Consider the following 23,484-nt stretch of genomic DNA (forward strand, 5'->3'; position numbering starts at 1 on the left):
AGGTCCCAAGGGTTCGGCTGTTCGCCGATTAAAGTGGCACGCGAGCTGGGTTCAGAACGTCGTGAGACAGTTCGGTCCCTATCCGCTGTGGGCGTAGGATACTTGAAAGGAGCTGTCCCTAGTACGAGAGGACCGGGATGGACACACCTCTGGTGTTCCGGTTGTCACGCCAGTGGCATTGCCGGGTAGCTACGTGTGGACGGGATAACCGCTGAAAGCATATAAGCGGGAAGCCCCCCTTGAGATTAGGTATCCCTGGGCTTTAGAGCCCCTGAAGACCCCTCGTAGACGACGAGGTTGATAGGCCGGGTGTGGAAGCGCAGCAATGCGTGGAGCTAACCGGTACTAATCGGTCGTGAGGCTTGATCTTCTTTTTTTGTTGATCAGCCGCTGTAACGAGCAGTAAGCTCGCTTGATATAAAATGCGCTTTGTCGCGCTGTCTGTGTCGCGGATTGTCTCCGCGCCGGTCGTCTGATGACGACCCTGTCTCCAGGGATTCACCTCCCGAGGGACTTGGTCTTTGAGGAAACCGGCGCGGTAGTTTTCCGGTGGCTATAGCGGAGGGGTCTCACCCGTTTCCATCCCGAACACGGAAGTTAAGCCCTCCTGCGCCGATGGTACTGCACTGCGCGTGTGGGAGAGTAGGACGCTGCCGGAATTTACTTGAGGCCCGGGTGTCATCTTCGACGCCCGGGCCTTTTTGCGTCTAGCATTTCATTCCCGGCCACTTTAATTCTCTTGATGCCCACCCATTCGGGGGGGTATTGGGCGCGGTAAGTGAGTTTTCTCTTGACGAGAGCATGGCTGAATTTCTATAGTAGCCGGAGCAGTCTGCCTGCGGGCAGTTCGGCCAGGGGCCTGTTGGCCCGGGGAGAAAAGTCATGCCGTCAATAATTCGAATAGCTTGTGCCCTTTTGGTCTCGACTTCGGTCATCGCTTTGCCGGTGCAAGCCCAGAACGGCCCTTACGATCTCCCGGACAACTATCTCTGCTACAAGAGCAAGGTTTCCAAGTTCAACCCCTCGGTGAAAAAAACCGGGCTCACTACAGCCCTCGTCGACCAGTTCGATAACTCTGATTATGGTGTGCTCAAAGAGCGCGGGCTCTGTCTGCCGGCCAGCGTTGACGGTGTTGCTGCTGAAGACGCGGTTACTCACCTGACCCCTTACCAGGTCAAAACCACCAAGGGCGCGGCCAAGCATAATAAGCAGACAGGGGTGGTGGTCGTTTCCGAATTCGGAACTGTGACGTTGGACACCAAAAAGGAAGACCGACTGCTGATACCTGCCGCGTTGAATCCTTCGGGTGGGGCGCTGCCCGCCCCGCTTTTTGGACTGCACGGCGTTGACCACTACAAGTGTTACAAGGCCAAGGAGACCAAGGGTACTCCGAACTTTTCGCCGGCGGCGGCCGCGGTGTCGGATCAATTCGAGAGCTCACGCAACTTTGGGATGAAAAAAGTGAAGTTGCTGTGCCTGGCCGTGGACAAAGATGGGGCCGGAGTGAAATCAGCTGACGGCCATTTGCTCTGCCTGCAAGCCAAGCCCGATAAGGGCGAACCCAAGCACACCAAGCGGATCTTTGTTTATACCAATGACTCGCTGATCGGGCACTTCCAGGATACCAAGAAAGAAGATATTCTCTGCGTGCCAGCCTTGGTTAATCCACCTGCCGAGTTCTGTGGCGACGGCTCCGTAAATCAAGCCGAGACTTGCGAGGCCGACGTCGACTGCGTTGGTGCCGGGGAGGTGTGCGTGGCTTGCGCGTGCAGCCAGTGTGGCAATGGCGTAGTCGATATTGGCGAGACCTGCGAGACAGATGGTGACTGCGCCATCAACGAGGAGTGCTCCGGTTGTAATTGCGCGGCGCGAGCAGCGCTGGGAACGAGGGTTTTTTCGCTCGGACCCGCTGGTGGTATGTACTCTTCGCTGGCTGGTGGAGCCAAGTTTTCTACCCCGACTGGATCGCTGACGCTTGAGGGCGGGCTTATGGACGGGGTGGGTGATGTTGCCTTGTCGTTGGCCGCGGGTGCACCGTATTTTTCCACGGTCTACGTACAACCCATCGATGAGACTCTTTGCACCGAGTACAGTTCCTGTTCCGGGACGCTCCACTGCGGTGGTGGTGTAAACGTCGATATCATAGTTGGACTCGATAGCCTCGCTCCCGCCGCAGGTGCTTGTGTGCAGGACGGCAGCGGCAACTGCCCTGGTGGTCCGGGCGACGTGTGTTGCAGTAACGCGTGTGAAGGCGTTGGTGTTGGCAGCGGAAACAGCGAGGTGGTCACAACCGGAGTCAACGTCAGCGACAGTGGCGTGGGAGCCGCTTTGCTCAGCTGCACTGCCAGGGTGACTACCGTGGCCGGCGACGGTGTAGATTGCTCGGCCGCCGACTACTCAAGTGAGGCGATCACCACACAGGTGTTTACCACTGGGGCAGCGACCACCCAGATAACCAACCACTGCGCCGGAACCGCAGCGCCGGCGGATTCAGTACCCGAATTTGCGAAACCGGGTGAGGTTTTCGATTGCTCAAACTTTAATCTCGAGGACCACGTAGGGGCGCTTGCCACGGTCCAGACAGCCGAGGAGCCCTCGGGAATTATAACGGGAGATGGGGCCCAGGCCATAGTTCTTGATGACGACTGAGTTTCGGGGGCCGGACCTGACTTGTTGAGTCGGCCTGCGGCAGCTACCATGCCTGGATTGATGGTGTGGACGTGGCCGCGGAGAAAAAGGTTAAATGGAAGGACGCGCTTGCGGGGCGGCTCGACGCGGCCCTTGCCGACGAGATAGACGCGTTTGAGACCCAGCTTGAGCTGCGCCGGCAGGACAAGGTGGACGAGAAAGTCTTCGCCGAAACCCGCTTGCGTCGCGGCGTCTACGGCCAGCGCTATGATAACGGACAACGCCATGACGGTGTGGCGGTTCGTGCCATCGAGTTTCCGTCGGCTTCCCTGACCAAGGGCCCCGACACCGCCTGGGATGCCCCAGGGATGCAGCGCATCAAGATTCCTTTCGGTGGAGTGACCCCCGAACAGCTCGAAGTGCTCGCCGATCTCGCCGAGGAATACTCGGATGGTATTCTGCACGTTACTACGCGGCAGGATTTTCAGCTTCATTTTATTCACATAGAAGACACACCGGACCTGATGCGCAGGCTGGGTGCCGTCGGCATCACCAGCAGGGAAGCCTGCGGTAACACGGTGAGGAACATCACTGCCTGTCCCATTGCCGGCGTGTGCAGTGACGAGACCTTTGACGTTACTCCATACTCGTTGGCCATGGCCGATTTCCTCCTCGGTCACCCCGACGCCCAGGATTTTGGTCGTAAGTTCAAGGTCGCTTTCTCGGGATGCGCAGGCAAGGCCTGCGGCCTGGTTAACATGCATGACCTTGGCTTCATCGCCAGGGAACGGAGCGACGAGAATGGAACCCGACGTGGGTTTGAAGCGTGGGTCGGGGGTGGCCTCGGCACGATTCCCTACGACGCCAAGCTGTTCGAAGAGTTCGTTCCCGTCGAAGAGATTCTGCCGCTGTCGCAAGCCATCGTCAGGGTCTTTGCGCGGCTGGGCGAAAAACGTAACCGCGCCAGGGCTCGCATCAAGTTTCTAATAGCCAGGATTGGCCTCGAGGAGTTCAAGCGGCTCGTAGAAGAGGAGCGCGCTGTTCTTCGCGAGGATGAAAGCTGGTCCAACTGGGTAGATGGGGCGACCGCGGAGTTCGAAGCCGAGCCAGCTGGGCCCCGCGGCGAAGTCGGGGCGGTGACGGATGTCGGGGCCGTGACGGATGTCGGCGCGGAGTACGGACGCTGGGCGAGAGACAACGTGCAGGGCCAACGCCAGCACGGCTACAGCGTGGTGACCGTCATGCTGCCGCTGGGCGATATGACTTCGCGGCAGGCCCGCCAGCTGGCCGATCTCGGTAGCGAGTACGCGAATGGTCGATTGAGAACAACCGTGGAGCAGAACGTTGTCCTGCGCTGGGTACGAGATGACGAGCTGCCGGCCCTGTACCTCGGGCTGGTGGCGGCTGGCCTGGCGACAGCCGGGGCTGGGACCATAAGCGATATTACCGTTTGCCCGGGCACGGATACCTGCAAGCTGGGAATCGCTTCTTCTAGAGGCTTGACAGCTGAACTTTCACGGCGACTTCGCGAAGCCGATGACAAGCTCGACGAGTCGATCCGGGGCTTGCACATAAAGGTCAGTGGCTGTTTCAACTCCTGCGGACAACACCACGTTGCCGATATCGGTTTCTACGGTGTCAGTCGCAAGGTGGCCGGTACCACGGTACCTCACTTTCAGGTCGTACTGGGCGGCCAGTGGGAATCCAACGGGGGTTCTTACGGCCTCGCCGTCGGCGCCGTTCCTTCGCGGGCCATTCCCTTGGTGGTCGAGCGCTTGTCGGACGCCTATCTGGCCGAGCGGGACGGTGCCCGGACTTTCAACGAGTTCATAGAAAGCATCGGCAAGAAGAAGGCCCGCGGCTTGTTGGAAGACCTCATGCCCGTACCTGCTTACGAGGACGGGCCGGAATTTTACTCGGACTGGGGCGATCCCCGGGAGTTTACGATGTCGGACCTGGGAGTCGGCGAGTGCGCCGGTGAGGTGGTCGCCCAGACTGATTTTGATCTCGCCGAGGCTGAGCGCCAGGTCTTTGATGCCCAGGTGTTGCTCGACGATAAGGACTTTGATGGCGCAGACCAGACGGCGCTGCGATCGATGCTCGAAGCCGCCAAGGGCCTCGTGCGTCTCGAGAACCCGGACCCGGGACAGGATCCCGACTCGATAGTGAGCGAGTTCCGTAGCAGGTTCTACGATACCGAGCTTTTCTTTGATCGGTTTGCTGGCGGCAAGTTCGCTCAGTATCTCTTTCACCGTTACGAGCAGGGCAGTGGTGATTCAACCGGCGAGCAAGCGCGTCGCGTGGTGGAAGAGGCCCGACTGTTTATCGAGGCTGCGCATGCCTGCCACGGTCGCATGCTCGAAAAGAAGGCGGCCGAAAGCCAGGCCAGCTGAGCTATTTCGACATGCAGTCCCTCCAGAAAATCGCGATAAAGCTACACGCTCGTGCCGGGACCGAGTTTGCGCCGGCTGAGCTGATTCCGCTGCTGCACGGCTGGATCCAGAAACGAAGCGTCGAGGGTACTCTCATCGACGTCGCCGACTATTCGCACGTACCCGACGGTCCCGGCCTGATGCTGATCGCCCACGAGGGAGTATATTCCTTTGAGGCCGGTAGTGGAGCCCCCGGGCTGGTTTACTCCAACAGCAGGGGATTGGAGGAGGGCGTCCTCGGCTCGCGCATCAAGGGCATCATGCGACTGGCGCTGGCGGCCTGCGAGCAGTACGGGCAGGACGCCGAGGCGTCTGACGGGGGAGTGTTTCCCGGCTCGTCTTGGGAGCTGATAGCCAACGATCGCTTGCTCGCCCCTGCGACCGACGCGACCTACGACGAACTCGAGCCTGTTTTGAGCAAGGTTTGCAAAGAGTTGTACGGTGAGACGAAGTTTCGCTTTGCGCGACTGGGGGGCGGCCGTGAGCGTGCCGCCTTGCGCGTGGATGTGGACGAGCCCTTTTCACCCTCCCAGTTGCTTGCGAGACTTGCTTAAACTTAACCCGGCCCTTGTCTGGGCTCTTGAAGGCAGCGACAATGCGGCAGGCGTGCGATTCGATACGCCCAGGGGTTCCTGGCTGGTCCTTGAAGCATGAAGATAACACTGGATGAAAAACAGTCGGCCTTGCGCGAAGAACTCAGGGAGTACTTTGCACGCCTGGTTGACGATGAGCTCATCGACGAGATCTCGGTCGGCGAGGGCGGTGGCCCCCTCTACCGTAAGGCTCTCGAGCAAATGGGGTCTGATGGTTGGATCGGCATCGGTTGGCCCAGGGAGTACGGTGGCCAGGAGCGATCCCCACTCGACCAGTTCCTGTTCGCCGATGAATGCCAGAGAGCCGGGTTTCCGTTGCCGTTTCTTACTATCAATTCTGTCGGTCCTACCATCATGGAGTACGGTACCGAGAGTCAGAAAAAGGACTACCTCCCTCGCATTACAGCGGGTAAGATCCACTTCGCAATCGGCTATTCGGAGGCCGACGCGGGCACCGACCTCGCCTCGCTTAAAACAAGTGCAGTGCGCGATGGTGACGAGTGGGTAATCAACGGGCAGAAAATGTGGACCAGCCTCGCCGATTATTCGGAGTACGTGTGGCTGGCTGCCCGAACAGACCCTGACGCCGAAAAGCACGCCGGCATTTCTATCTTCATCGTGGACGTACGCTCGCCGGGTTTCAGCATTACCCCCATCGAGACCATAGGGAAGATCAAGACCAACGTGACTTACTATGACAACGTCAGGGTTCCAGCCGACGCGCTCGTGGGCGAGCCGGGTATGGGTTGGACCCTCATCGTCAACCAGCTTAACCACGAGAGAGTGTCGCTGTTTACCTCTGGAACCCCGGAGCGGATCTACCTTGAGACTCTGGAGTGGGCCAGGTCTACTCGGCGGCCTTCGGGTGGGCGGGTGGTTGATGTCCCCTGGGTCCAATCGACCCTGGCACGGGTGAAGTGTCGCGTTGATGTACTGAAACTTTTCAACTGGAGACAGGCCTGGAACATGGGGCAGGGCACTTTTCGTTTCGACGAGGCGTCGACGGTAAAGGTTTACGGTAGTGAATCTTATATCCAGATTTACAGGGATCTCCTGCAGGTGACCGGCTTAACCGGCAGCTTGCCGGCGGGTAGCCCCGGCTTTATTCTTCGGGGGCGACTCGAGCGTATGTACCGAGCCATGCTCATCCTGACCTTCGGGGGGGGCACCAACGAAGTGCAGCGGGACATCATAGCCATGGCGGGGCTGGGCATGCCGCGTAGCTTGCGCTGAGAAGAACGCAGTGGATTTTTCGCTAACAGAAGAACAACAGGCTGTCGAAAAGCTGGCGGAGGAGATATTTACCGATTTCTGCGAGCCCGAGAAGCTCAAGTTGCTCGAACAGCAGCGGTGTTGGTTTGACCAGGCTCTCTGGTCGGCACTGGCCGATGCCGGGCTGCTGGGCCTGGCTATCCCCGAAAAATACGGTGGCCAGGGCCTGGGAATAATCGAAACCTGCGTGCTCCTGGAACGGCAGGGCTGGGCAGTGGCGCCAGTGCCCTTGCTCGACACCCTGGCATCGGGTGTCTTGACGCTGCTTGCGCACGCAGAAGAGGACGTGCTCGCTGATTTTCTCCCTGCTGTTGCCAAAGGCGAATTGGTGCTGAGCGCAGCCCTGTCGGAAACCTGCAGCGATGACCCCTGCGATACAGGGGTTACGGCCATCAAGGATGGTAAAAACTGGAGGCTGGACGGCAACAAGCAGCTGGTAGGCGCCGGTCAGCACGCCGCGCGAATCCTGGTACCGGCCCGCGTTGACGGCCAGGGACTGGGCTTGTTCCTGCTTGACCCGGCCGGTAGCGGAGTGGTCCTGGGCGACCAGGAAGCCACCAGTGGCGAAATTCGCAGCAGCCTGGATCTCTCTGGTGCCGTGGTCGACAACCGGTCCGCACTCGGCCCTGCGGACGGCAAGGCGGTGGCCGACCTGGTCCGCTTCTCAATGGCGGGTCTCTGCGCTACCGAGGCGGGGGTGGTCGCGAGGGCAGTTCGTATGACGGCAGATTATACTTCCACACGCGAGCAGTTCGGTAAGCCGGTGGCCTCTTTCCAGGCCGTGGCACAGAGGGCAGCCGACGCGTTCGTGGACCTCGAGGCCATAAAGCTCGCGACCTGGTACGCTGTGGGTTGCCTGGACCGAGGCGAAGCAGCCGACGAGGCGCTGGCAGTGGCCAAGTACTGGGCTTCAGAGGGCGGACACAGCGCCGTCTACGCCTGCCAGCACCTGCACGGCGGTACTGGGGTAGACAACGACTACCCGTTGCACCGCTACTACCTGTGGTCCAAGCAGATTGAGCTCACACTGGGTGGCGCCGAATTTCACCTGGCCTCGCTCGGAAAGATGCTGGCCGCGGGCTGACCACCGAACGGTCAGTGATTGCGCAACAACAGCGGCACGTCTCCTTTTAAACGCCGCATGGCCGTTTCGTCGGTGGTGTCGTAGATTCCCCGCAGGCGTGAATCTCCGTCCACGAGAAATACGTGCAGGCTATGGGCGATCGGGCCCAGCAGGTCGACTTCGTCGTCATCGAGGTCGGTGATCTCGGTGGCTGCCTCCACGAGGAAGGCCTGGCGAATGAACGGGAAGAGGCCACTTTCGTCGGCTGTGAGCAGAGCCCAGCGACCAGTGTCGATGTCGTGGGCCGTTGCATAATCGGACAGGACGCCAGGACTGTCGCGCGACGGGTCAACAGTGAAAGAAACAAAACGAAGCTGGTCGTGCTTTTTCCAGCTGTTCATCAACCTTCCCAGTTGGCCTACGAGACGTGGGCAGGGCCCGGGGCAGGTGGTGTAGAGCAGGCTTGCTAGCCAGACTTTACCCTCGAGCTCCGTGCTGCCATAGACGGCCCCGGCCTGGTCGGTGAATTCAAAAGCGGGCACCGCATTGATTACCGGAAGCTCGGGGGCGTCGGCGAGCTTGTTGCGGGCGATGAATACCAACAGGCCTAGCGCTACTAGCGCGATCAGCGTACGGCGAACTACGATAGAAGCACTCGTGGGCATGGATTTAACTGTCAGGCCCCGCGGGGCGACGGTGGGCAAGGGCAGTAGCCAACGTTACGCTTCCCAGGGCGAAAAGCCCCAGGGCTGCAGCAGAGACAGGAAGCGAGGGCAGGTTGGCGAGAGCGGGGCTGCCGGGTTCGTAAAGAGCGTAACGGAAAGTAGCCAGTCCGTAAGTCAGTGGGTTCACGGCCAGCATCGCTGCGAGCCAGGAAGGGAGACCGTTGGCAGGAAAAAAGGCGCCCGAAAGAAACCACATGGGCATGAGGAAAGCCGTCATGATTGCGTGAAAGCCCTGCGTAGAACTCATGTTCCAGGCAATCGATATTCCAACACCGGTCAACGCAATGGCTATGAAAGCCAGTACCAGCATGGCGGCGACGACCTGGCCGAGGTCTAATGGGAGGCCTGCCAGGGGCGCCAGCGCCAGCATTATCCCGCCCTGCATGAGCGCCAGGATCGTAGTACCGACCACCTTACCGGCTACCACGCTGCCTATACCGACCGGGGCTACCAGCACACCTTGGAGAAAACCCTCATTGCGGTCCTCTATGATCGAGATCGTCGAGAAGATCGACGTGAACAGAAGTACCAGCACTACCGTGCCCGGGTAAAAGTACTCGTTGTAGCCCTGACCAGCCGAGACTCCAGGGGAAAAGGATGCGCTCAGGCCCGCTCCGAAAATAATCCAGAACAGTACAGGCTGTGCGAGCGCACCGAAGACCCTGTTCTTCTGCCTGACAAAACGAACGACTTCGCGCAGCGCGAGGGTGTATACCGCCAACAATCGGTTCACGACGGGTCGACTCCCTGCTCAGACTTCCAGAAGGTGTGGCCGGTTTCGTGCACGAACACGTCGGCCAGGGTGGGCCGCTCCATGCTGAGGCCGAGTATCTTGTCGCCATGGTCCAGCAACAGGCGGGGGATCAGGGTTTCGGGCGAAATATTCTCAAGCCGCAACTGGCCCTCGACAATTAAGGGCTGCACCTTGTATTCGCGGGAGACCACTGCCGCGAAACTCTCAGGGTCCTCGCAGCGCAGCGAGAGTATTCGTTCGCCGATTCTTGAGCGCAGGCCCTGAGGTGTGCCGATGGCCACGAAACGACCGTGGTCGATGATCGCCAATCGATCGCAGGATTCGGCTTCTTCCATCAGGTGAGTCGTCAGGATCACGGTGGTTCCCTGTTCTTTTCTCAAGTCCTTGAGGTAGCGCCACAGGTCGAGACGGGCGCCTGGGTCCAGTCCGGTCGACGGTTCGTCCAGTAGCAGCAGCGGCGGTTTGTTGAGCAAGCCCTTGGCGAGCTCAACCCGCCTTGCCAGACCACCCGACAGGGTGTCGACCCTGTCATTGGATCGCTCAGTAACCCCCAGGCGTTCCAGGGCAGACTCGCTGGCTTCGGCTAGTTTTGCCCCTCGCATGCCGAGCAGGTGACCGTGGTGTTTGAGGTTTTCCTTGACAGTGAGGTTGCGATCAAGGCTGGGGTTCTGGAAGACCACACCGAGGGCTGAGCGTGCAGCCAGGCTGTCCTCTTGTATGGACCTGCCCCTGATGCAGGCGTCGCCGGTCTGTATGCGAAACAGCGTCGAGAGAATTTTAAACAGCGTCGTCTTACCGCCGCCGTTAGGCCCGAGCAGGCCGAATATCTCCCCCGGCTGTACGGTGAAGGATACATCGTCGAGGGCTACCGTGTCTCCGTATGAATAGGACAGGTTTTTAACTTCGAGCAACGGGTTTTCTTCAGTGTCGTGTGAAGGCGGCGTCACGTTGCTACCCTGTCTAACAGGTAGGACGCCAGCAGCAAGGGCAAGTAGGCCACCGAGCATAGAAGCAGGCGCCTGGCTTCCAGCTGGCTGGGGTTTTTTGCCGCGGACACCGAAGCCGCCAGGTAGGCCAGGCCGAAGACCAGGGCACAGATAAAGAAAACAGGCCCCGAGTAGCCAGCGCTTCCCACTGCCAGCGTCACTGGCAGAAGGGCCGCGGAGTAAAGAACCATCTGCCGTCCCGATGCACTCCCGTCGCTGTCGATGCCCTGCAAGGTGGGAAACCCAGCGGCTCTGTAATCGTCTCGGTGGAGAAGTCCGATGGCAAGAAAGTGGGGAACTTGCCAGAGAAAAAGAATTGAAAAAAGAAGAAGGGATTCCCGACCCAGCGCGTCGCCCGCTGCTGCGCAGCCGATCACGGGCGGAAGCGCACCCGGGATCGCGCCGATCAGGGTCGACAGGCTCGAGGATTTTTTCAACGGCGTGTAGATCGCGAGGTAAGAACCCAGGGTGATGGTGTTAACCAGTGCCGCTGCCGGGTTAACGAAGGCCAGCAGGTAACCCACGCCGACAATCGAGGTGACGAGGCCGAAAGCCATTCCGGATTTTTCGCTTATCAGCTGGGCGGGCAGTGGCCGAAAGCGGGTCCTCGCCATGAGCCCGTCACTGCTTCGCTCGAGGTACTGGTTGAGAGCGCCTGCGCCCGAGCAGGACAGACAGGTGCCGATAATTACGTGAAGCAGCGCGGCGATCTCGAAGTCGTGGAGTCCGGTGACCGCGAGGTAGCCGACCAGCACGGTCAAAACCACCATCGTGACGATGCGAGGCTTGATCAGCTCAAGGTACACCGAACCGCGGCCGCGCTCGGGGCCGGCAGACGATCCTTCTACGGCTGCTACGTTGGTCATCAGTTGATATCCGCCACCAGCCGCTCACCCCGCTGTAAAGGGAGCCTGTAGGCGTACAGCAGCCCGGTGACCGCCAGCCCCAGGGCGCCGGCACCTACCGCGACGTGCAAGGTTGGGAGCCACGAGAGTGCGAGCCCTGCGCTTCCTTGCTGACCGCCCAGCTGCAGCAGCGTGGCGGTAGCGAGACCGAGGCCAACCTGTAACCAGAGTAGCCCGCATAGTCGCCGGGTCGTTCGCCCAGCCGCTCCGCCTGTTTGGCTTGCCTGCTTGGCCAATCTGAACGAAGCGAAGAGTACGCACAGACCGATAAGCAGGTGCAGGTAAAACAAAGGATGTGCCAGCACGCCCTCCGAACCGGGCATGTGGCGAAGAGAGACCCCGATGGCCAACTGGAGGCCTATCAGGCTCAACATGATGATACCCGGAAGTTGCAGGGGGGTGTGGTCTTCCATCGCTTCATCGTTCACCCAGGAGGGGGAAGTGACCGTGACAATGGCAGCCAGAATTCCGAAGAAGGCCTGTCCAAACCAACCGTGAACCATGGCCAGGTCCAGTGACAGCCAGATTACTCTCAACCCTCCCATCAGCGCCTGGGCCAGTACGGCGGCTATGGCGGCCAGGCCGAGAATACGGGCGTATTTGCGCGTGTCGTTGCGGTACAGGGACATCCCGAGCAGGCAGGTCACGACGGCCACGGAGGCGGCAATCAAGCGATGCCCGTGCTCGGTGCGTACGTTGTCGATTTCGTACCAGCGGGGCGGGTTGACGCCGCCGTAGGAAAGCGGCCAGTCGGGCACGGCCAGGCCCGCGTCCCGGCTGGTTACCAGTCCACCCGCGACAACGAGAACAAAGGCCATCAGCAGGGCGGTTACCGCGAGTACGCGAATTTTACGGTCGGGAAGGTTGCCTGTCGATAACTCGCTCACCTTGGCCCTAACGCGCTTGGAACATCAGCGCGACGATGAGGACGATCAACACGGGGCTCAGTGTCCACGCTAGTTGCGATGGGATCTCGGGAGTGCCGGGCCTGAGTATCCGGGTCAGTATCGTGGCGGTGAGTAGCAGGAAAGCGACACAGCTGAGCGAAAAGACGGCGGTCACTTCAGCCGGCCCCGATCCACCGCGCGGTAACCCGGGCCGACCGTGGGCCGGACCGGGCTACGAGCAGGGTCAGTTCGCCCTCGCGAAGCTGAAGTCCGAACCAGCGCTTCCGCCCTCGGAAACAGTGACGCTCGCAGTGCGGGTCCCAAATTTCTCGTGCCAGGCTTCGACGGTGTAGGTTCCAGCGGGTACGTTCGCGATGGTAAAAGTACCGTCGGCTGCAGAGATCGCGAAGAATGGGTGATCTAGTACGCCGACCCAGGCAGCCATCCACGGGTGCACGTCGCACTTTACTCGCACCATGATCTCGGGCGCGGTAAATCTTTTCTTGATTTTCATCCCCTTGATCGGCATCGCGTTGTTGAACTGTTTGCTCTCTTTGGGCATTGAGTGAACGTTGTGGAGAGTCGAGTCGCTGTTGGTGATTTCGATCGTCTGCCCGACCATTGTTCCCACTATCCGCGGCGCGTACATGCAGCCATTCTGGTCGATCTTGACCATTTCGGTGGGCTTTTCGAAGGTGCCGCTCACGCCTTCTTTCAGGTAGACGAAAACGTTCTGTAGCTTGCCGTCGGCAATCAGTATCGCATCGCCGAGTCGCCCGTCGGGGTTGGCAGCATCACAGGTGGGGTCAGCAGACATCCTGATAGGCCTTCTGGAGGGGGCGTCTCCTTCAAAGCTCACGGTGCCGGTAATCGAGCCCCCGGCATCGGCGATATGCACGCCCCCGGCCAACAGCATGGCTGTTGTCACGGCAGTCACGGCTATGCTCTTAAGCAGTAAATTCATCATCTTTTCCTCTCCTGGATACTGTGGATTGCGGTTTGCGTGCCTCGCCGGACATTGCAGGCGCGGATGGCTTGCCGCGGCACCCTGATTAGCAGTTGCGGCAGTATAATCAAGCCGCTCGAGGGCTTGCAATCGCCGCGCTGACGGGCGAATAAGCCTTGTGGGCGAAACTGAAAAAGGCTGGTCAGTTGGCAGCGCTTTGAGCATAGAGACGCTTACGGGGCTCATAGAGAATGGTAGCGTAGACACGGTGCTCACGGTCTTTCCGGATATGTACGGAAGGCTGGTCGGCAAGCGCAATACCGGGCATTTTTTCCTCTCCGATATTCTCCAGGGAGGCCTTCATGCCTGCGATTACTTGTTTGCCTGTGACATGGAGATGGACCCCGTCGCGGGCTACGAGTGGTCGTCCTGGGACAAAGGGTACGGTGACGTTCACGCCACTGTGGACCTTTCGACCCTGAGGCTGGCCGCGTGGCAGGATCGCACGGCCCTGGTGTTGTGTGACCTCGCGAGTCCCGCCGACGAAGCGCCCGTGGAGATCTCGCCGCGCCGCATACTCTCAAGGCAGATAGGGCTCGCCCGCGAACTTGGCTATGACCCCCGTGCGGGTTCGGAGCTGGAGTTCTTTCTCTTGCGTGAAAGCTACGACGAGGCTGAGGCGCGGGACTTCGGTGAACCGCGTACTTCCGGCTGGTACGTGGAGGACTATCACACCATGCACGCTACCCGCGAGGAGCCGGTCATCGGAGCGATACGACGTGCAATGGACGCGTCCGGTGTGCCGGTCGAATCGAGCAAGGGGGAGTGGGGCCCGGGGCAGCACGAGATCAACCTTCGCTACACCGGTATGCTCGAAATGGCCGACAGGCACTCGATATTCAAACAAGCTGCCAAGGAAATCGCCGCATCGCAGGATGTCTCGGTTACTTTCATGGCCAAGCTCCACGAAAATCTCGCTGGCAACAGCATGCACCTGCATTCGAGCCTCTGGTCGGTCGACACTGGTGAGGCACTCTTCAGTGGTGATAACGAGTTGCCGGGAACACCGGCTCGTTGCTCCGACCTGTTCCGCTGGTATATCGGCGGCCTCGTGGCACACGCCCGCGAATGCGCGTTGTGGTACGCCCCTAACACCAACTCTTACCGTCGCTTCGTAGCGGGAACGTTTGCGCCGACCGGTGTTGGCTGGTCCTGGGATAACCGGACGGCTGGTTATCGCCTGGTGGGCAGTGGCGACGCGCTGCGCGTCGAGTGCCGGGTCCCGGGTGGAGATGCCAATCCCTACCTCGTGATGGCGGTGACCCTGGCCGCGGGCCTGGACGGCATCAGAAACCGTATCGAGCCGCCCTCGGCCCTCAGTGGGGACCTGTACCAGTCGGCCGACCACGCGACCCTGCCACTTTGCCTGGAGGATGCCATGAAAGAGTTTGCCGACAGTGCTTTTATCCTGTCTTCTTTCGGTGCGGAGGTCAGGGATCACTACCTTCGTTTTGCCGAGGTCGAACTTGAGAAGTCGAGGCCGGTGGTTCCTAACTGGGAGCGTCGCCGCTTCCTTGAACGCGGCTGACAAAAGGCAAAGAGAGTATGCAACTGGAAGGCAAGGCTTGTGTCGTAACCGGTGCGGCGGGCGGTATCGGCCGCGAAACCGTGTTGGAGTTCTGCGCCCGTGGCGCAAGGGTGGTGGCTGCCGATCTGCGGCCCGATGGCCTCGAAGAAATCGTCGCGCTTGCCGTCGAAAAGGGAGGCACTGCGATTGCGAGCCAGTTGGACGTGACCGTGGCGGCACAGGTCAAAAACACCATAGACCTCTGCGAGCAGACCTGGGGCAGGGTGGATGTTGTTTTTAACAACGCCGGGATCTTCCCCGGCGACGATGGCTCGGTGCTTGAAACCAGCGAAGAGACCTGGGCCCACGTGATGGACGTCAACCTCAAGGGAGTTTTCCTGGGTTGCAGGTACGCGGTAGCGGCGATGCTGAGATGCGGCGGCGGATCGATCATTAACACCGCGTCGTTTGTTGCGCTGATGGGCGCAGCTACTTCGCAAAGCGCCTACACGGCAAGCAAGGGCGGGGTGCTTGCCCTGACGCGTGAGATTGCGGTTGAATATGCACGCAAGGGCATCAGGGCCAACGCCTTGTGCCCGGGGCCGGTCAACACGCCCCTGCTGGCTGAGCTGTTACGCGACCCCGAAGCGAGGCAACGCCGCCTGGTTCATATCCCGGCGGGTCGCTTGGCCGAACCTGGCGAAATAGCCAGGGCAGTTGTTTTCCTGGCTTCGGACGATTCGAGTTTTGTGACGGGTACCGAGTTCACCGTAGACGGCGGAATAACCGCCGCCTACGTGACTCCGGAGTCCTGACGAGCGCTGGGCCGGTCAGGCAGCCAGGTAACCTTTTTCTTCGAGGTAGGAGAGCAGGGCCTGGAGGCAGTCTTCCTCACTCTGCGAGGTCGTGTCGACGATCAACTCGGCTTTGTCAGGCTCTTCGTAAGGCGCTGAAATTCCAGTGAATTCCGGTATCTCCCCGGCGCGGGCCTTCTTGTACAGGCCCTTGGGATCGCGTTTCTCGCATTCGTCGAGGTCGCATTTAACGTACACTTCTACAAAATCACCGTCGGACATGATCTCGCGAACCTTGTCCCGGTCTCCTTTGTAGGGCGAAATGAAGGCGGTGACATTGATGATTCCGGCCTCGGTGAAGAGGGCGGCGACTTCGCCTATACGCCGGATGTTTTCTGCACGATCTTCGGGAGAAAAGCCCAGGTCCTTGTTCAAGCCGTGGCGGACGTTGTCGCCGTCGAGCACGTAGGCACGCGCTCCGCGCTCCCAGAGCGCTTTTTCGAGCAGGTTTGCAAGGGTGGACTTGCCGGAGCCCGACAGCCCGGTGAGCCAGACGGTACAACCGCGATGGCCCGAGATCTTTTCTCGCTCGGTTTTTGAGACTGTAGTTTCGTGCCAGACAATGTTCTCGGACTTAGGCTGCGTCATGCTTGTTTTTTATCTCCGGCGTTCCGATTTTTCGGCATCGCTCACTCTGTAAGACTGCCTGCGGCGAGGCGGTCAGTTTTTATTCGAAAATCCCGATAAACGCCTGGCGGCGCTTCCGGGGCTACCTGGGACTCTCGATCTTGCGACCGAAGGTAACCTGTCCCTTATCGACCCGGATCGAGAAACCGCAGTCGGGGTTGATGCAGACCCACGCCTTATACATGACAGACGCGCCTTCAGTTCCGTAGTCGGAGAGCGGGACGAGGAGTCCGTTCTCACACTTCTTACAACTGGGCAGTTCCATCACCACATCCTCTCCGCTACCGCTGTCAGCTCCGAACATGGAACCAACTGCAGGGGTTTCGCCGAACAACAATGCCCGGCGTTTTCTCGCGTACCGTTTTCAGTCGATATTGCGCGTACTTAACGCATGTGAGCTGCCGGGTCAAGCGGTGCGGGCAGCAGGCCCGGGCAGGAGCGGGGGGCCTTTGCGGGAGGCATTGGGGGGGCTGGAGCTGTACTGCGACGCGAGGTGCTGCGAGGACGGGGTACGATCAGCGCCGAGTGCGTTGGGCGCGTCGCATGGCCTTGCGGCGCTTGCGCTCCGCTTCTTCGCGCTTTCTTTTTCGCTTGACGCTGGGCTTTTCGTAGAAAGAACGCAGCTTCATTTCCTTGAAGACACCTTCGGATGCCATCTTCTTCTTAAGGATCTTTATTGCTCGCTCCAGCGAGCCTTCGACTTGAACTTCCATAATAAGCGCTGCCCTCCCGGCGCCAGAACAGTTGAGAGTAGTCTGGAAAGGGGGATCTTGTCAACTTTCGACCAACAGCGGCAGTCCCGGGGGGGCTGGTGTCCGGGGGGCCCGGTGAGTGGTGCCCTCGACAGGACTCGAACCTGTGCAACCGGCTTCGGAGGCCGGTGCTCTATCCACCTGAGCTACGAGGGCGTTGGTCGCCTGGGGCCTGCTTTACAACGTCCGCCGGCTAACTGCCAGCAGCAATTCTGCCCATATGGGCTATGAACTCCTGCTCGATCAGTCCGTTACTGGCCAGCACGCGTGGGCTCCACGGGTCATACGCGTCGCCGTTGAAGTCGGTTACGGTACCTCCAGCTTCGGTAACAACAAGCCACCCGGCTGCCGTGTCCCAGGGTTGTAATTTCCATTCCCAGAAACCGTCAAAGCGGCCGCAGGCCAGGTAGCAGAGGTCCAGTGCGGCGGATCCGAAGCGCCTGACGTCCCTGGCATTGACCAGAAAGTGCTCGAAATAGGGCAGGTATAGACCCAGGTTTTCGCGACGGTCGTAGGGGAACCCGGTAACCAGCAGCGAGTCTTCCAGCGCTGCGGTGGGAGACACCGCTACGGGGCTGTCGTTGAGAAAGGCGCCCGCACCAGCCCGGGCATGGTACATCTCGTCTCTGAAAGGATCGTATACGGCCGACGCAACGGGTGCGCCCCGGTGCAGTAGCGCGATTGATACCGAGCAGTGTGGGATGCCGTGGACGTAGTTGATGGTGCCGTCGAGTGGGTCTACGTACCAGCACCAGTCATGGTCGGAGCGATCAAAGTGGTTTTCTTCCGCGACTATTGCGTGATCGGGAAAAGCCCGGGCTATGCCCTCGACGATGATTTTCTCGGCCTTGAGGTCAACGTTGGTAACCAGGTCCACGGCCGCTTTATGTGAGATTTCTTTTTTCAGGGGCAGCGAATCACGGATGATTTTTCCGGCTTCTCGCGCCAGCTGCCGCGCGAGTTCTGTCTGTTCAGGCATGGCGCTTGTTGTCACGGCGGCCCGAGGCGGTCAAGTTGGGGCTGGTGTCGGGGGAATCAGCAGTGAGCAGGGCGGTGAGGGCGCCTGCGAAGGTGAATCTCAGCCTGCGGGTGGTGGGCAGGCGCAGTGACGGCTACCACGAGCTCGAGTCCCTCATGGTACCCGTGGCCATATACGACGACGTCCACGTTGAGGTGCGCCCGAGCGTAAACATCGAGGTTTGCTGTACGGTGAGCGGAGACCAGGGGGTGCCGGGGGGCGCTGCCAACATCGCGGCAAGAGCTGCACAAGCTGTGCTCGAGCACCTGGATGAAACAGCGGCGGTGAGTATCCGGCTGGTAAAACGAATTCCCAGCCAGGCGGGGCTGGGCGGTGGAAGCAGTGATGCCGCTGCGGTCCTGCGGGTGTTGCCGGGGTTGCTGGGTAGGAAGTTGGCCGCGCCCACTGTAGCCCGGCTGGCGCTGGAACTGGGCGCTGACGTTCCGTTTTTTGTCTCCAGCCGGCCTGCGATGGCCAGGGGGGTGGGAGAGCGGCTCAGCTTCATAGACCTGCCTTACCGGGGCAGCCTGCTGGTGGTGGTTCCGCCGCTGGGAGTAGACACAGCGTGGGCCTTCTCCAACGCCGTGAAAAGCTTGACTTCAAGGGGGGCTGGAACTAGGCTCCTGCGTTCACTCAAGCGCGGTGCCGCGCTTGAGGGGCTGCTGGTTAATGACCTTCAAGAGGGAGTCTGCGACAGCTTTCCGGAGGTCTCCAGGTCCGTTGATTTGTTGATGGCGGTTGGCGCTTCGGCAGCGGTTATGTCGGGCTCAGGGTCAGCCGTGGTCGGCTTGTTCAGGGACGGCAGGGCCGCGCGGCGGGCCGCGTGTACTTTTGCTCGGCCTGTGAGGGTGTTTGTAACGAGGATCCTCAGACGTTCGCCGGGAGGACGTCCTTAGTGGGCGGTAGCCAAGCTGGTTAAGGCACCGGATTTTGGGTCCGGCATGCGAAGGTTCGAATCCTTCCCGCCCAGCATTGTTTTTGACCGGACCGTTTCAGACTGGACCGTAGCGCCGCGAGGCGATGGATGGATGATTTGTTTATAGAGAGGAATACCATTGGCTTCGCTGGCTAGAGACGAACTGCTTATTTTTTCTGGTAACGCCAGTCTTGGTCTGGCGTCGAGTGTTGCCGAGAAGCTGGGCACCCAGGTCGGGAACGCCGACGTGCGCCGTTTCAGCGACGGCGAAGTCCTCATCGAAATAAACGACAACGTTCGCGGTGGTGACGTCTTCGTCATCCAGTCTACCTCTACTCCCGGCAACGATCACATCATGGAGTTGCTGTTGATGCTGGACGCCTTGAAGCGCGCTTCGGCAAAGCGGGTTACGGCGGTTATCCCTTATTACGGCTACGCGAGGCAGGACCGCAAGGTTGCCCCGCGGGTACCCATAAGCGCCAAGCTCATAGCCGATCTCGTTGTCACGGCCGGGGCTTCACGTGTGATGACGATGGAGCTGCACGCCGGCCAGATACAGGGGTTTTTTGACGTCCCGGTGGACAACCTCTACGCCGCCCCGGTACTTCAGCCCGAGATCATGTCGCTGGTCGGCGACAGGCCAATCGTCGTGGTTTCTCCCGATGCCGGGGGCGTGGAGCGGGCCAGGGCTTTCGCCAAGCGCCTGGACGCTGGGCTTGCCATCATTGATAAACGCCGCGTGAGGGCCAACCAGGTCGAAGAAATGCGGCTGATCGGTGACGTTGAGGGCAGTGTGGCAGTGATCGTGGACGACATGATCGACACGGCTGGAACGGTCTGCAAAGCTGCCGACGCGATCAAGGAAGCTGGCGCTGTCGGTGTATTGGCTTGCTGTACTCACGGTGTGCTTTCGGGCGAGGCCGTGGAGAGAATTGCCTCGTCGGCACTCGAACAGCTGGTGACAACCGACACCATAGCGGCGACCGAATCAGTGCAGGGGTGTGATCGAATACGGGTCGTGTCGGTAGCGGGCCTGATCGCCGAAGCTATCCGAAGAACCCACGACGAGGAATCTATAAGCTCGCTTTTCGAGTAGACAGGAGAGGATATGCGAACCGTACAATTGGAAGTTAAACGACGCGAGGGCTCCATAAAATCGCGGCTGCTTCGGCGCGATGGCTTGATCCCAGCGGTTTTTTACGGCCAGGGCGAAAGCGAGATATCGGTGCAGGTCAACGCCAGGGAGTTCGACCGCAGCGGGCTGGCTTCGAAGGGGGCCCATCTAATCCGCTTCAACTCGGCGGACTCCAGCCTCAACGAGTCCATCGTGCTCATCAAGGAAAGTCAGCACCATCCGGTTACCGGTGAGACTTTGCACGTTGATTTTCTACGCGTTGATCTGGCTGCTCCGATCACTGCGAACGTGGCGCTGAGTTTTGCCGGCAAACCGGTTGGAGTCGTCAACGGGGGCATCCTGCAGCCGGTTGTCAGGGAAGTTGAGGTAAGGGCGTTGCCTGCAGTTCTTCCTGAATCTATAGAAGTCGACGTGAGCGCGCTGGACATTCACGACGTCCTGCACGCAGAGGACCTGGTTGTCGGCGAAGGCGTTGAGCTGCTTTTTACGGATAATTTCACCGTCGTGACCGTAAGTCCTCCCATTGCAGAAGAAGTGGTCGAAGAGGAAGCAGCGGAGCTCGGCGAAGGCGAGGGCGAAGGCGAGGGCGAAGCCGAGGGAGACGCGGCTGCCGCCGGCGAAGGCGGCGAGAAGGCCGACGATTCCTGAGGCAGGACGGGTTGGTGACGGCATATGTACTGCATCGCTGGACTTGGCAACCCGGGAGAGGAATACAAGGACACAAGGCATAACCTGGGATTCCAGGTAGTCGACACGTTCGCAGAACGTTTGTCGGCGAGCATCCGGCGCCAAAGATACGAGGCGCTGACGGTTTCCGCGAAGTCGGGCCGTACCGAGGTGTTGATCATGAAGCCCCAGACCTTCATGAATCTCTGTGGCAGGAGCGTAAGCGCAGGCTGCCACGAACTCGGTATAGCTGAAGAAAACGTGGTGGTCGTTTATGACGACGCGGACCTTCCGCTCGGCCGGTTACGGTTGCGTCAGGGAGGTGGCAGTGGTGGTCACCGGGGTGTGGAGTCGGTGATAGAGGAGCTGGGGACGACGGATTTTGGCAGGGTTAAAGTAGGCGTTGGAAAACCGGGAGACAGCGAATTGAGCGATTACCTGCTGAGCGATTTTGACGAGAGCGAGAAGGCTCTTGTGAAAAAAATCGCGGGTGTTGCTGCTGATGCGCTGTCGGTTGCCCTCGGGGCGGGCTTTGTTGTCGCCATGAACCGTTTCAACAGCGTGGACCTGGGTGGTAAGGGGAGCGATACGGGCGATTGAAATCGGCCGTTGCAGTAGAAAGTCGAACGAGAGATCGCCGGGCCAAATACCGGTGGTACGGAGTTCGACGGGAAAATGACAGGAGGAAATACTGGTAATGAATCTTTTGATTGATCTGGCATGGCTGGCGGGGGTACTGGGCCTTGGAGTGGCGGGCGTATTGTTTTTCGCCGTCAAGAAAGAAAGCCCCGGCAACGAAAAAATGGTTGAGATCGCCCAGGCGATCAAGGAAGGCTCGATCACCTTCATCAAGCGCGAATACCAGATCCTGGTTGTCTTTGAACTGGCTGTTTTTGCACTTCTATACTGGAAGCTCGGCCCCGACACGGCCTATGCCTTTGTTGCTGGCGCTGGCTGCTCGATGGTAGCGGGCCTGGCAGGAATGGCCTCGGCCACCAACGCTAACGTGCGTACGTCCCAGGCTGCCCGGGATGGCGGCCAGGACAAGGCACTGCTGGTAGCTTTTAATGGAGGGGCCGTCATGGGACTGGCTGTCGCTAGCCTGGGCCTGATAGGCGTCGGTGTGTTGTTCAGCTTCTACGGCAACCCTGAGAACGCAGCGGTGATCAACGGCTTCGCGATGGGCGCCAGTTCAATTGCGCTTTTTGCCCGGGTCGGAGGTGGCATTTACACCAAGGCAGCCGACGTAGGCAGCGACCTCGTAGGTAAGGTCGAAGCCGGTATTCCCGAAGACGACCCGCGCAACCCCGGTGTAATCGCCGATAATGTGGGTGACAACGTCGGAGACGTGGCGGGAATGGGGGCTGATATCTTTGAATCCTACGTTGGTTCGATGATAGCGACCCTGGCGATCGCGGCGACCCTATCCGCCGCCGGGGTGCTCGATATCGCTCGTGGCGCAGCCAGTGAAGAGGCCGCGAGGACTCATTTGATGATGTTTCCCCTTGCGCTGGCAGTGCTGGGACTGGCGGCTTCGGTGGTCGGTATCTTTTCGATGAGGGTGCTCAAGAGCATCGGTCCGGCGGCGGCACTGCGCTACTCCACCTTCATATCGGCGGGCCTGCTGTTGCTGGGCGCTTTTATGCTCGTCAACAGCAGTAACATCGCCACCGGGGTCTGGCTTGCCGTCGTCGTTGGATCGGTAGGCGGTATCCTTATCGGCCTGATCACCGAGTACTACACCGCGGGCCCGCCAGTGCGGCGCATCGCCGATGCGTCGAAAACCGGTGCGGCCACGAACATCATCAACGGCCTGGCGATCGGGCTGGAAAGCTGCGCTCTCCCCGTTGTGGTCATCTGCATCACCATTTATGTGGCCAACGATTTTGCCGGACTGTACGGTATCGGAATCGCGGCGGTAGGAATGTTGGCGACGGTTGGCGTGACCATGACCGTAGACGCTTACGGCCCGGTGGCTGATAATGCCGGCGGTATTTCGGAAATGGCCGGACTTGGCCCGGACGTACGAGCGATAACCGACAGCCTCGACGCCATAGGCAACACTACAGCTGCTATCGGAAAAGGTTTTGCTATTGGTTCGGCTGCGCTTACGGCGTTGGCGCTGTTTTCGGCTTACTCGATGGCTGTCAACCACGTGAGGGCGGCCCAGGGCATCGAGCCGATGTTGATCGTGATAACCGAGCCCACCGTGGTCATCGGTCTGTTCATCGGCGGTGTGCTGCCGTTCTTCGTTGCAGCCCTGACGATGACTTCGGTCGGCAAGGCGGCGGCGCAGATGGTTGAGGAGATTCGCCGTCAGTTTCGCGAAATCCCGGGCCTGCTTGAGGGCAAGGAAGGCGTCAAGCCCGACTCGGCCCGTTGTGTTGATATATCGACCCGCGCCGCGCTCAAGGAAATGGTCCTGCCGGGCGTTGTGGCGGTGGTTGCACCGGTCGCTGTGGGTTTTATCCTGGGGGCCGAGGCGCTGGGTGGAATGCTCGCCGGTGCCACTCTGGCAGGAGTGCTGTTGGCGCTGATGATGGCCAACGCCGGTGGTGCTTGGGACAACGCCAAGAAGGCAATTGAAACCGGTGCCATTGAAGGCGAACATAAAGGAACCCCCGCGCACCATGCGGCGGTCGTTGGAGATACTGTGGGCGACCCGTTTAAGGACACGTCGGGCCCGTCGATGAACATCCTCATCAAGTTGATGTCAATAGTGTCGTTGGTTATCGCACCACTGCTGGTGTGAGAGAGG

At 60.0% G+C, this 23,484-nt stretch carries 22 protein-coding genes, 2 tRNA genes and 2 rRNA genes; 15 read left to right on the forward strand and 11 right to left on the reverse strand.

From position 1 onward, the window contains the following. From EYQ35_05720 to EYQ35_05750, 7 genes are all read left to right on the forward strand, one after another. Positions 1 to 376 (forward strand): 23S ribosomal RNA (locus EYQ35_05720); the annotation flags it as partial. A gap of 169 nt (positions 377 to 545) precedes the next feature. After that, positions 546 to 659, forward strand: a 5S ribosomal RNA gene (gene rrf, locus EYQ35_05725). 223 nt (positions 660 to 882) lie between these two features. Then, positions 883 to 2,649: a hypothetical protein gene (locus EYQ35_05730; GenBank protein HIF63636.1), complete on the forward strand. Its 1,767-nt coding sequence runs from the start codon at positions 883 to 885 to the stop codon at positions 2,647 to 2,649. Between the two features lie 71 nt (positions 2,650 to 2,720). Further along, entirely contained in the window at positions 2,721 to 5,021 is a 2,301-nt protein-coding gene (locus EYQ35_05735; protein ID HIF63637.1) for a nitrite/sulfite reductase, read from the forward strand. An 11-nt stretch (positions 5,022 to 5,032) separates the two neighbouring features. Next, a complete protein-coding gene (locus EYQ35_05740) occupies positions 5,033 to 5,614 on the forward strand; it encodes a hypothetical protein (protein ID HIF63638.1) in 582 nt (193 codons plus the stop codon). A 96-nt stretch (positions 5,615 to 5,710) separates the two neighbouring features. Next, complete coding sequence (locus EYQ35_05745) at positions 5,711 to 6,886, forward strand: acyl-CoA dehydrogenase (GenBank protein HIF63639.1); 1,176 nt, start codon at positions 5,711 to 5,713, stop codon at positions 6,884 to 6,886. A 10-nt stretch (positions 6,887 to 6,896) separates the two neighbouring features. After that, positions 6,897 to 8,009, forward strand: coding sequence for an acyl-CoA dehydrogenase (locus EYQ35_05750; GenBank protein ID HIF63640.1), 1,113 nt, complete (start codon positions 6,897 to 6,899; stop codon positions 8,007 to 8,009). A gap of 11 nt (positions 8,010 to 8,020) precedes the next feature. Here EYQ35_05750 and EYQ35_05755 read toward each other — a convergent pair whose 3' ends face one another. The 6 genes from EYQ35_05755 to EYQ35_05780 all read right to left on the reverse strand — a co-directional run bounded on the left by EYQ35_05755 (position 8,021) and on the right by EYQ35_05780 (position 13,437). Then, positions 8,021 to 8,653, reverse strand: coding sequence for an SCO family protein (locus EYQ35_05755; protein HIF63641.1), 633 nt, complete (start codon positions 8,651 to 8,653; stop codon positions 8,021 to 8,023). A gap of 4 nt (positions 8,654 to 8,657) precedes the next feature. After that, positions 8,658 to 9,446, reverse strand: coding sequence for a multidrug ABC transporter permease (locus EYQ35_05760; protein ID HIF63642.1), 789 nt, complete (start codon positions 9,444 to 9,446; stop codon positions 8,658 to 8,660). Then, on the reverse strand, positions 9,443 to 10,474 hold the full coding sequence (locus tag EYQ35_05765) for an ABC transporter ATP-binding protein (GenBank protein ID HIF63643.1): 1,032 nt from the start codon (positions 10,472 to 10,474) through the stop codon (positions 9,443 to 9,445). The genes EYQ35_05760 and EYQ35_05765 overlap by 4 nt, the downstream gene beginning before the upstream one ends. After that, on the reverse strand, positions 10,411 to 11,319 hold the full coding sequence (gene cyoE / locus EYQ35_05770) for a protoheme IX farnesyltransferase (GenBank protein HIF63644.1): 909 nt from the start codon (positions 11,317 to 11,319) through the stop codon (positions 10,411 to 10,413). Before cyoE ends, EYQ35_05765 begins: the two co-directional genes overlap by 64 nt. After that, positions 11,319 to 12,245: a hypothetical protein gene (locus tag EYQ35_05775; GenBank protein ID HIF63645.1), complete on the reverse strand. Its 927-nt coding sequence runs from the start codon at positions 12,243 to 12,245 to the stop codon at positions 11,319 to 11,321. The genes cyoE and EYQ35_05775 overlap by 1 nt, the downstream gene beginning before the upstream one ends. Before the next feature lie 244 nt (positions 12,246 to 12,489). After that, positions 12,490 to 13,437, reverse strand: a complete 948-nt coding sequence (locus tag EYQ35_05780) for a TonB-dependent receptor (protein ID HIF63646.1) — start codon at positions 13,435 to 13,437, stop codon at positions 12,490 to 12,492. 43 nt (positions 13,438 to 13,480) lie between these two features. Between EYQ35_05780 and EYQ35_05785 the strand changes: the two genes are divergently transcribed. Beyond that, the gene (locus EYQ35_05785) at positions 13,481 to 14,779 is read left to right on the forward strand and encodes a glutamine synthetase (protein ID HIF63647.1); all 1,299 of its coding nucleotides are present in this window, start codon (positions 13,481 to 13,483) and stop codon (positions 14,777 to 14,779) included. 17 nt (positions 14,780 to 14,796) lie between these two features. Continuing rightward, entirely contained in the window at positions 14,797 to 15,573 is a 777-nt protein-coding gene (locus EYQ35_05790) for an SDR family oxidoreductase (GenBank protein ID HIF63648.1), read from the forward strand. A 15-nt stretch (positions 15,574 to 15,588) separates the two neighbouring features. Here the strand turns inward: EYQ35_05790 and cysC are convergent, their stop codons facing one another. From cysC to EYQ35_05815, 5 genes are all read right to left on the reverse strand, one after another. Next, positions 15,589 to 16,200, reverse strand: coding sequence for an adenylyl-sulfate kinase (cysC, locus tag EYQ35_05795; GenBank protein ID HIF63649.1), 612 nt, complete (start codon positions 16,198 to 16,200; stop codon positions 15,589 to 15,591). 121 nt (positions 16,201 to 16,321) lie between these two features. Beyond that, positions 16,322 to 16,504, reverse strand: a complete 183-nt coding sequence (locus EYQ35_05800) for a hypothetical protein (protein ID HIF63650.1) — start codon at positions 16,502 to 16,504, stop codon at positions 16,322 to 16,324. Between the two features lie 250 nt (positions 16,505 to 16,754). Further along, entirely contained in the window at positions 16,755 to 16,952 is a 198-nt protein-coding gene (gene rpsU, locus EYQ35_05805; GenBank protein HIF63651.1) for a 30S ribosomal protein S21, read from the reverse strand. A 119-nt stretch (positions 16,953 to 17,071) separates the two neighbouring features. Beyond that, positions 17,072 to 17,147, reverse strand: a tRNA-Arg gene (locus EYQ35_05810). 37 nt (positions 17,148 to 17,184) lie between these two features. After that, the gene (locus EYQ35_05815) at positions 17,185 to 17,970 is read right to left on the reverse strand and encodes an inositol monophosphatase (protein ID HIF63652.1); all 786 of its coding nucleotides are present in this window, start codon (positions 17,968 to 17,970) and stop codon (positions 17,185 to 17,187) included. Between EYQ35_05815 and ispE the strand changes: the two genes are divergently transcribed. The 6 genes from ispE to EYQ35_05845 all read left to right on the forward strand — a co-directional run bounded on the left by ispE (position 17,955) and on the right by EYQ35_05845 (position 23,478). After that, the gene (ispE, locus tag EYQ35_05820) at positions 17,955 to 18,905 is read left to right on the forward strand and encodes a 4-(cytidine 5'-diphospho)-2-C-methyl-D-erythritol kinase (protein ID HIF63653.1); all 951 of its coding nucleotides are present in this window, start codon (positions 17,955 to 17,957) and stop codon (positions 18,903 to 18,905) included. The genes EYQ35_05815 and ispE overlap by 16 nt on opposite strands. Then, positions 18,906 to 18,979: transfer RNA gene (locus EYQ35_05825), tRNA-Gln, on the forward strand. Between the two features lie 94 nt (positions 18,980 to 19,073). Beyond that, on the forward strand, positions 19,074 to 20,021 hold the full coding sequence (locus tag EYQ35_05830; GenBank protein HIF63654.1) for a ribose-phosphate pyrophosphokinase: 948 nt from the start codon (positions 19,074 to 19,076) through the stop codon (positions 20,019 to 20,021). 12 nt (positions 20,022 to 20,033) lie between these two features. Then, on the forward strand, positions 20,034 to 20,708 hold the full coding sequence (locus EYQ35_05835) for a 50S ribosomal protein L25 (GenBank protein HIF63655.1): 675 nt from the start codon (positions 20,034 to 20,036) through the stop codon (positions 20,706 to 20,708). 24 nt (positions 20,709 to 20,732) lie between these two features. Then, positions 20,733 to 21,326, forward strand: a complete 594-nt coding sequence (locus tag EYQ35_05840) for an aminoacyl-tRNA hydrolase (GenBank protein ID HIF63656.1) — start codon at positions 20,733 to 20,735, stop codon at positions 21,324 to 21,326. A gap of 97 nt (positions 21,327 to 21,423) precedes the next feature. Then, positions 21,424 to 23,478, forward strand: coding sequence for a sodium-translocating pyrophosphatase (locus EYQ35_05845; GenBank protein ID HIF63657.1), 2,055 nt, complete (start codon positions 21,424 to 21,426; stop codon positions 23,476 to 23,478). Positions 23,479 to 23,484 lie beyond the last annotated feature (6 nt).

Source organism: Candidatus Binatota bacterium, assembly GCA_012960245.1.
Lineage (GTDB): Bacteria > Desulfobacterota > Binatia > UBA1149 > UBA1149 > UBA1149.

Coding starts and splice junctions, on each gene's coding strand:
- rpsU (HIF63651.1), bottom strand. CDS start 16,952: ATGGAAGTTCAAGTCGAAGGCTCGCTGGAGCGAGCAATAAAGATCCTT.
- EYQ35_05755 (HIF63641.1), bottom strand. CDS start 8,653: ATGCCCACGAGTGCTTCTATCGTAGTTCGCCGTACGCTGATCGCGCTA.
- EYQ35_05730 (HIF63636.1), top strand. CDS start 883: ATGCCGTCAATAATTCGAATAGCTTGTGCCCTTTTGGTCTCGACTTCG.
- EYQ35_05845 (HIF63657.1), top strand. CDS start 21,424: ATGAATCTTTTGATTGATCTGGCATGGCTGGCGGGGGTACTGGGCCTT.
- EYQ35_05815 (HIF63652.1), bottom strand. CDS start 17,970: ATGCCTGAACAGACAGAACTCGCGCGGCAGCTGGCGCGAGAAGCCGGA.
- EYQ35_05800 (HIF63650.1), bottom strand. CDS start 16,504: ATGGAACTGCCCAGTTGTAAGAAGTGTGAGAACGGACTCCTCGTCCCG.
- EYQ35_05765 (HIF63643.1), bottom strand. CDS start 10,474: ATGCTCGGTGGCCTACTTGCCCTTGCTGCTGGCGTCCTACCTGTTAGA.
- cysC (HIF63649.1), bottom strand. CDS start 16,200: ATGACGCAGCCTAAGTCCGAGAACATTGTCTGGCACGAAACTACAGTC.
- EYQ35_05740 (HIF63638.1), top strand. CDS start 5,033: ATGCAGTCCCTCCAGAAAATCGCGATAAAGCTACACGCTCGTGCCGGG.
- EYQ35_05780 (HIF63646.1), bottom strand. CDS start 13,437: ATGAGCCCCGTAAGCGTCTCTATGCTCAAAGCGCTGCCAACTGACCAG.
- EYQ35_05745 (HIF63639.1), top strand. CDS start 5,711: ATGAAGATAACACTGGATGAAAAACAGTCGGCCTTGCGCGAAGAACTC.
- EYQ35_05835 (HIF63655.1), top strand. CDS start 20,034: ATGCGAACCGTACAATTGGAAGTTAAACGACGCGAGGGCTCCATAAAA.
- cyoE (HIF63644.1), bottom strand. CDS start 11,319: ATGACCAACGTAGCAGCCGTAGAAGGATCGTCTGCCGGCCCCGAGCGC.
- EYQ35_05840 (HIF63656.1), top strand. CDS start 20,733: ATGTACTGCATCGCTGGACTTGGCAACCCGGGAGAGGAATACAAGGAC.
- EYQ35_05785 (HIF63647.1), top strand. CDS start 13,481: ATGTACGGAAGGCTGGTCGGCAAGCGCAATACCGGGCATTTTTTCCTC.
- EYQ35_05790 (HIF63648.1), top strand. CDS start 14,797: ATGCAACTGGAAGGCAAGGCTTGTGTCGTAACCGGTGCGGCGGGCGGT.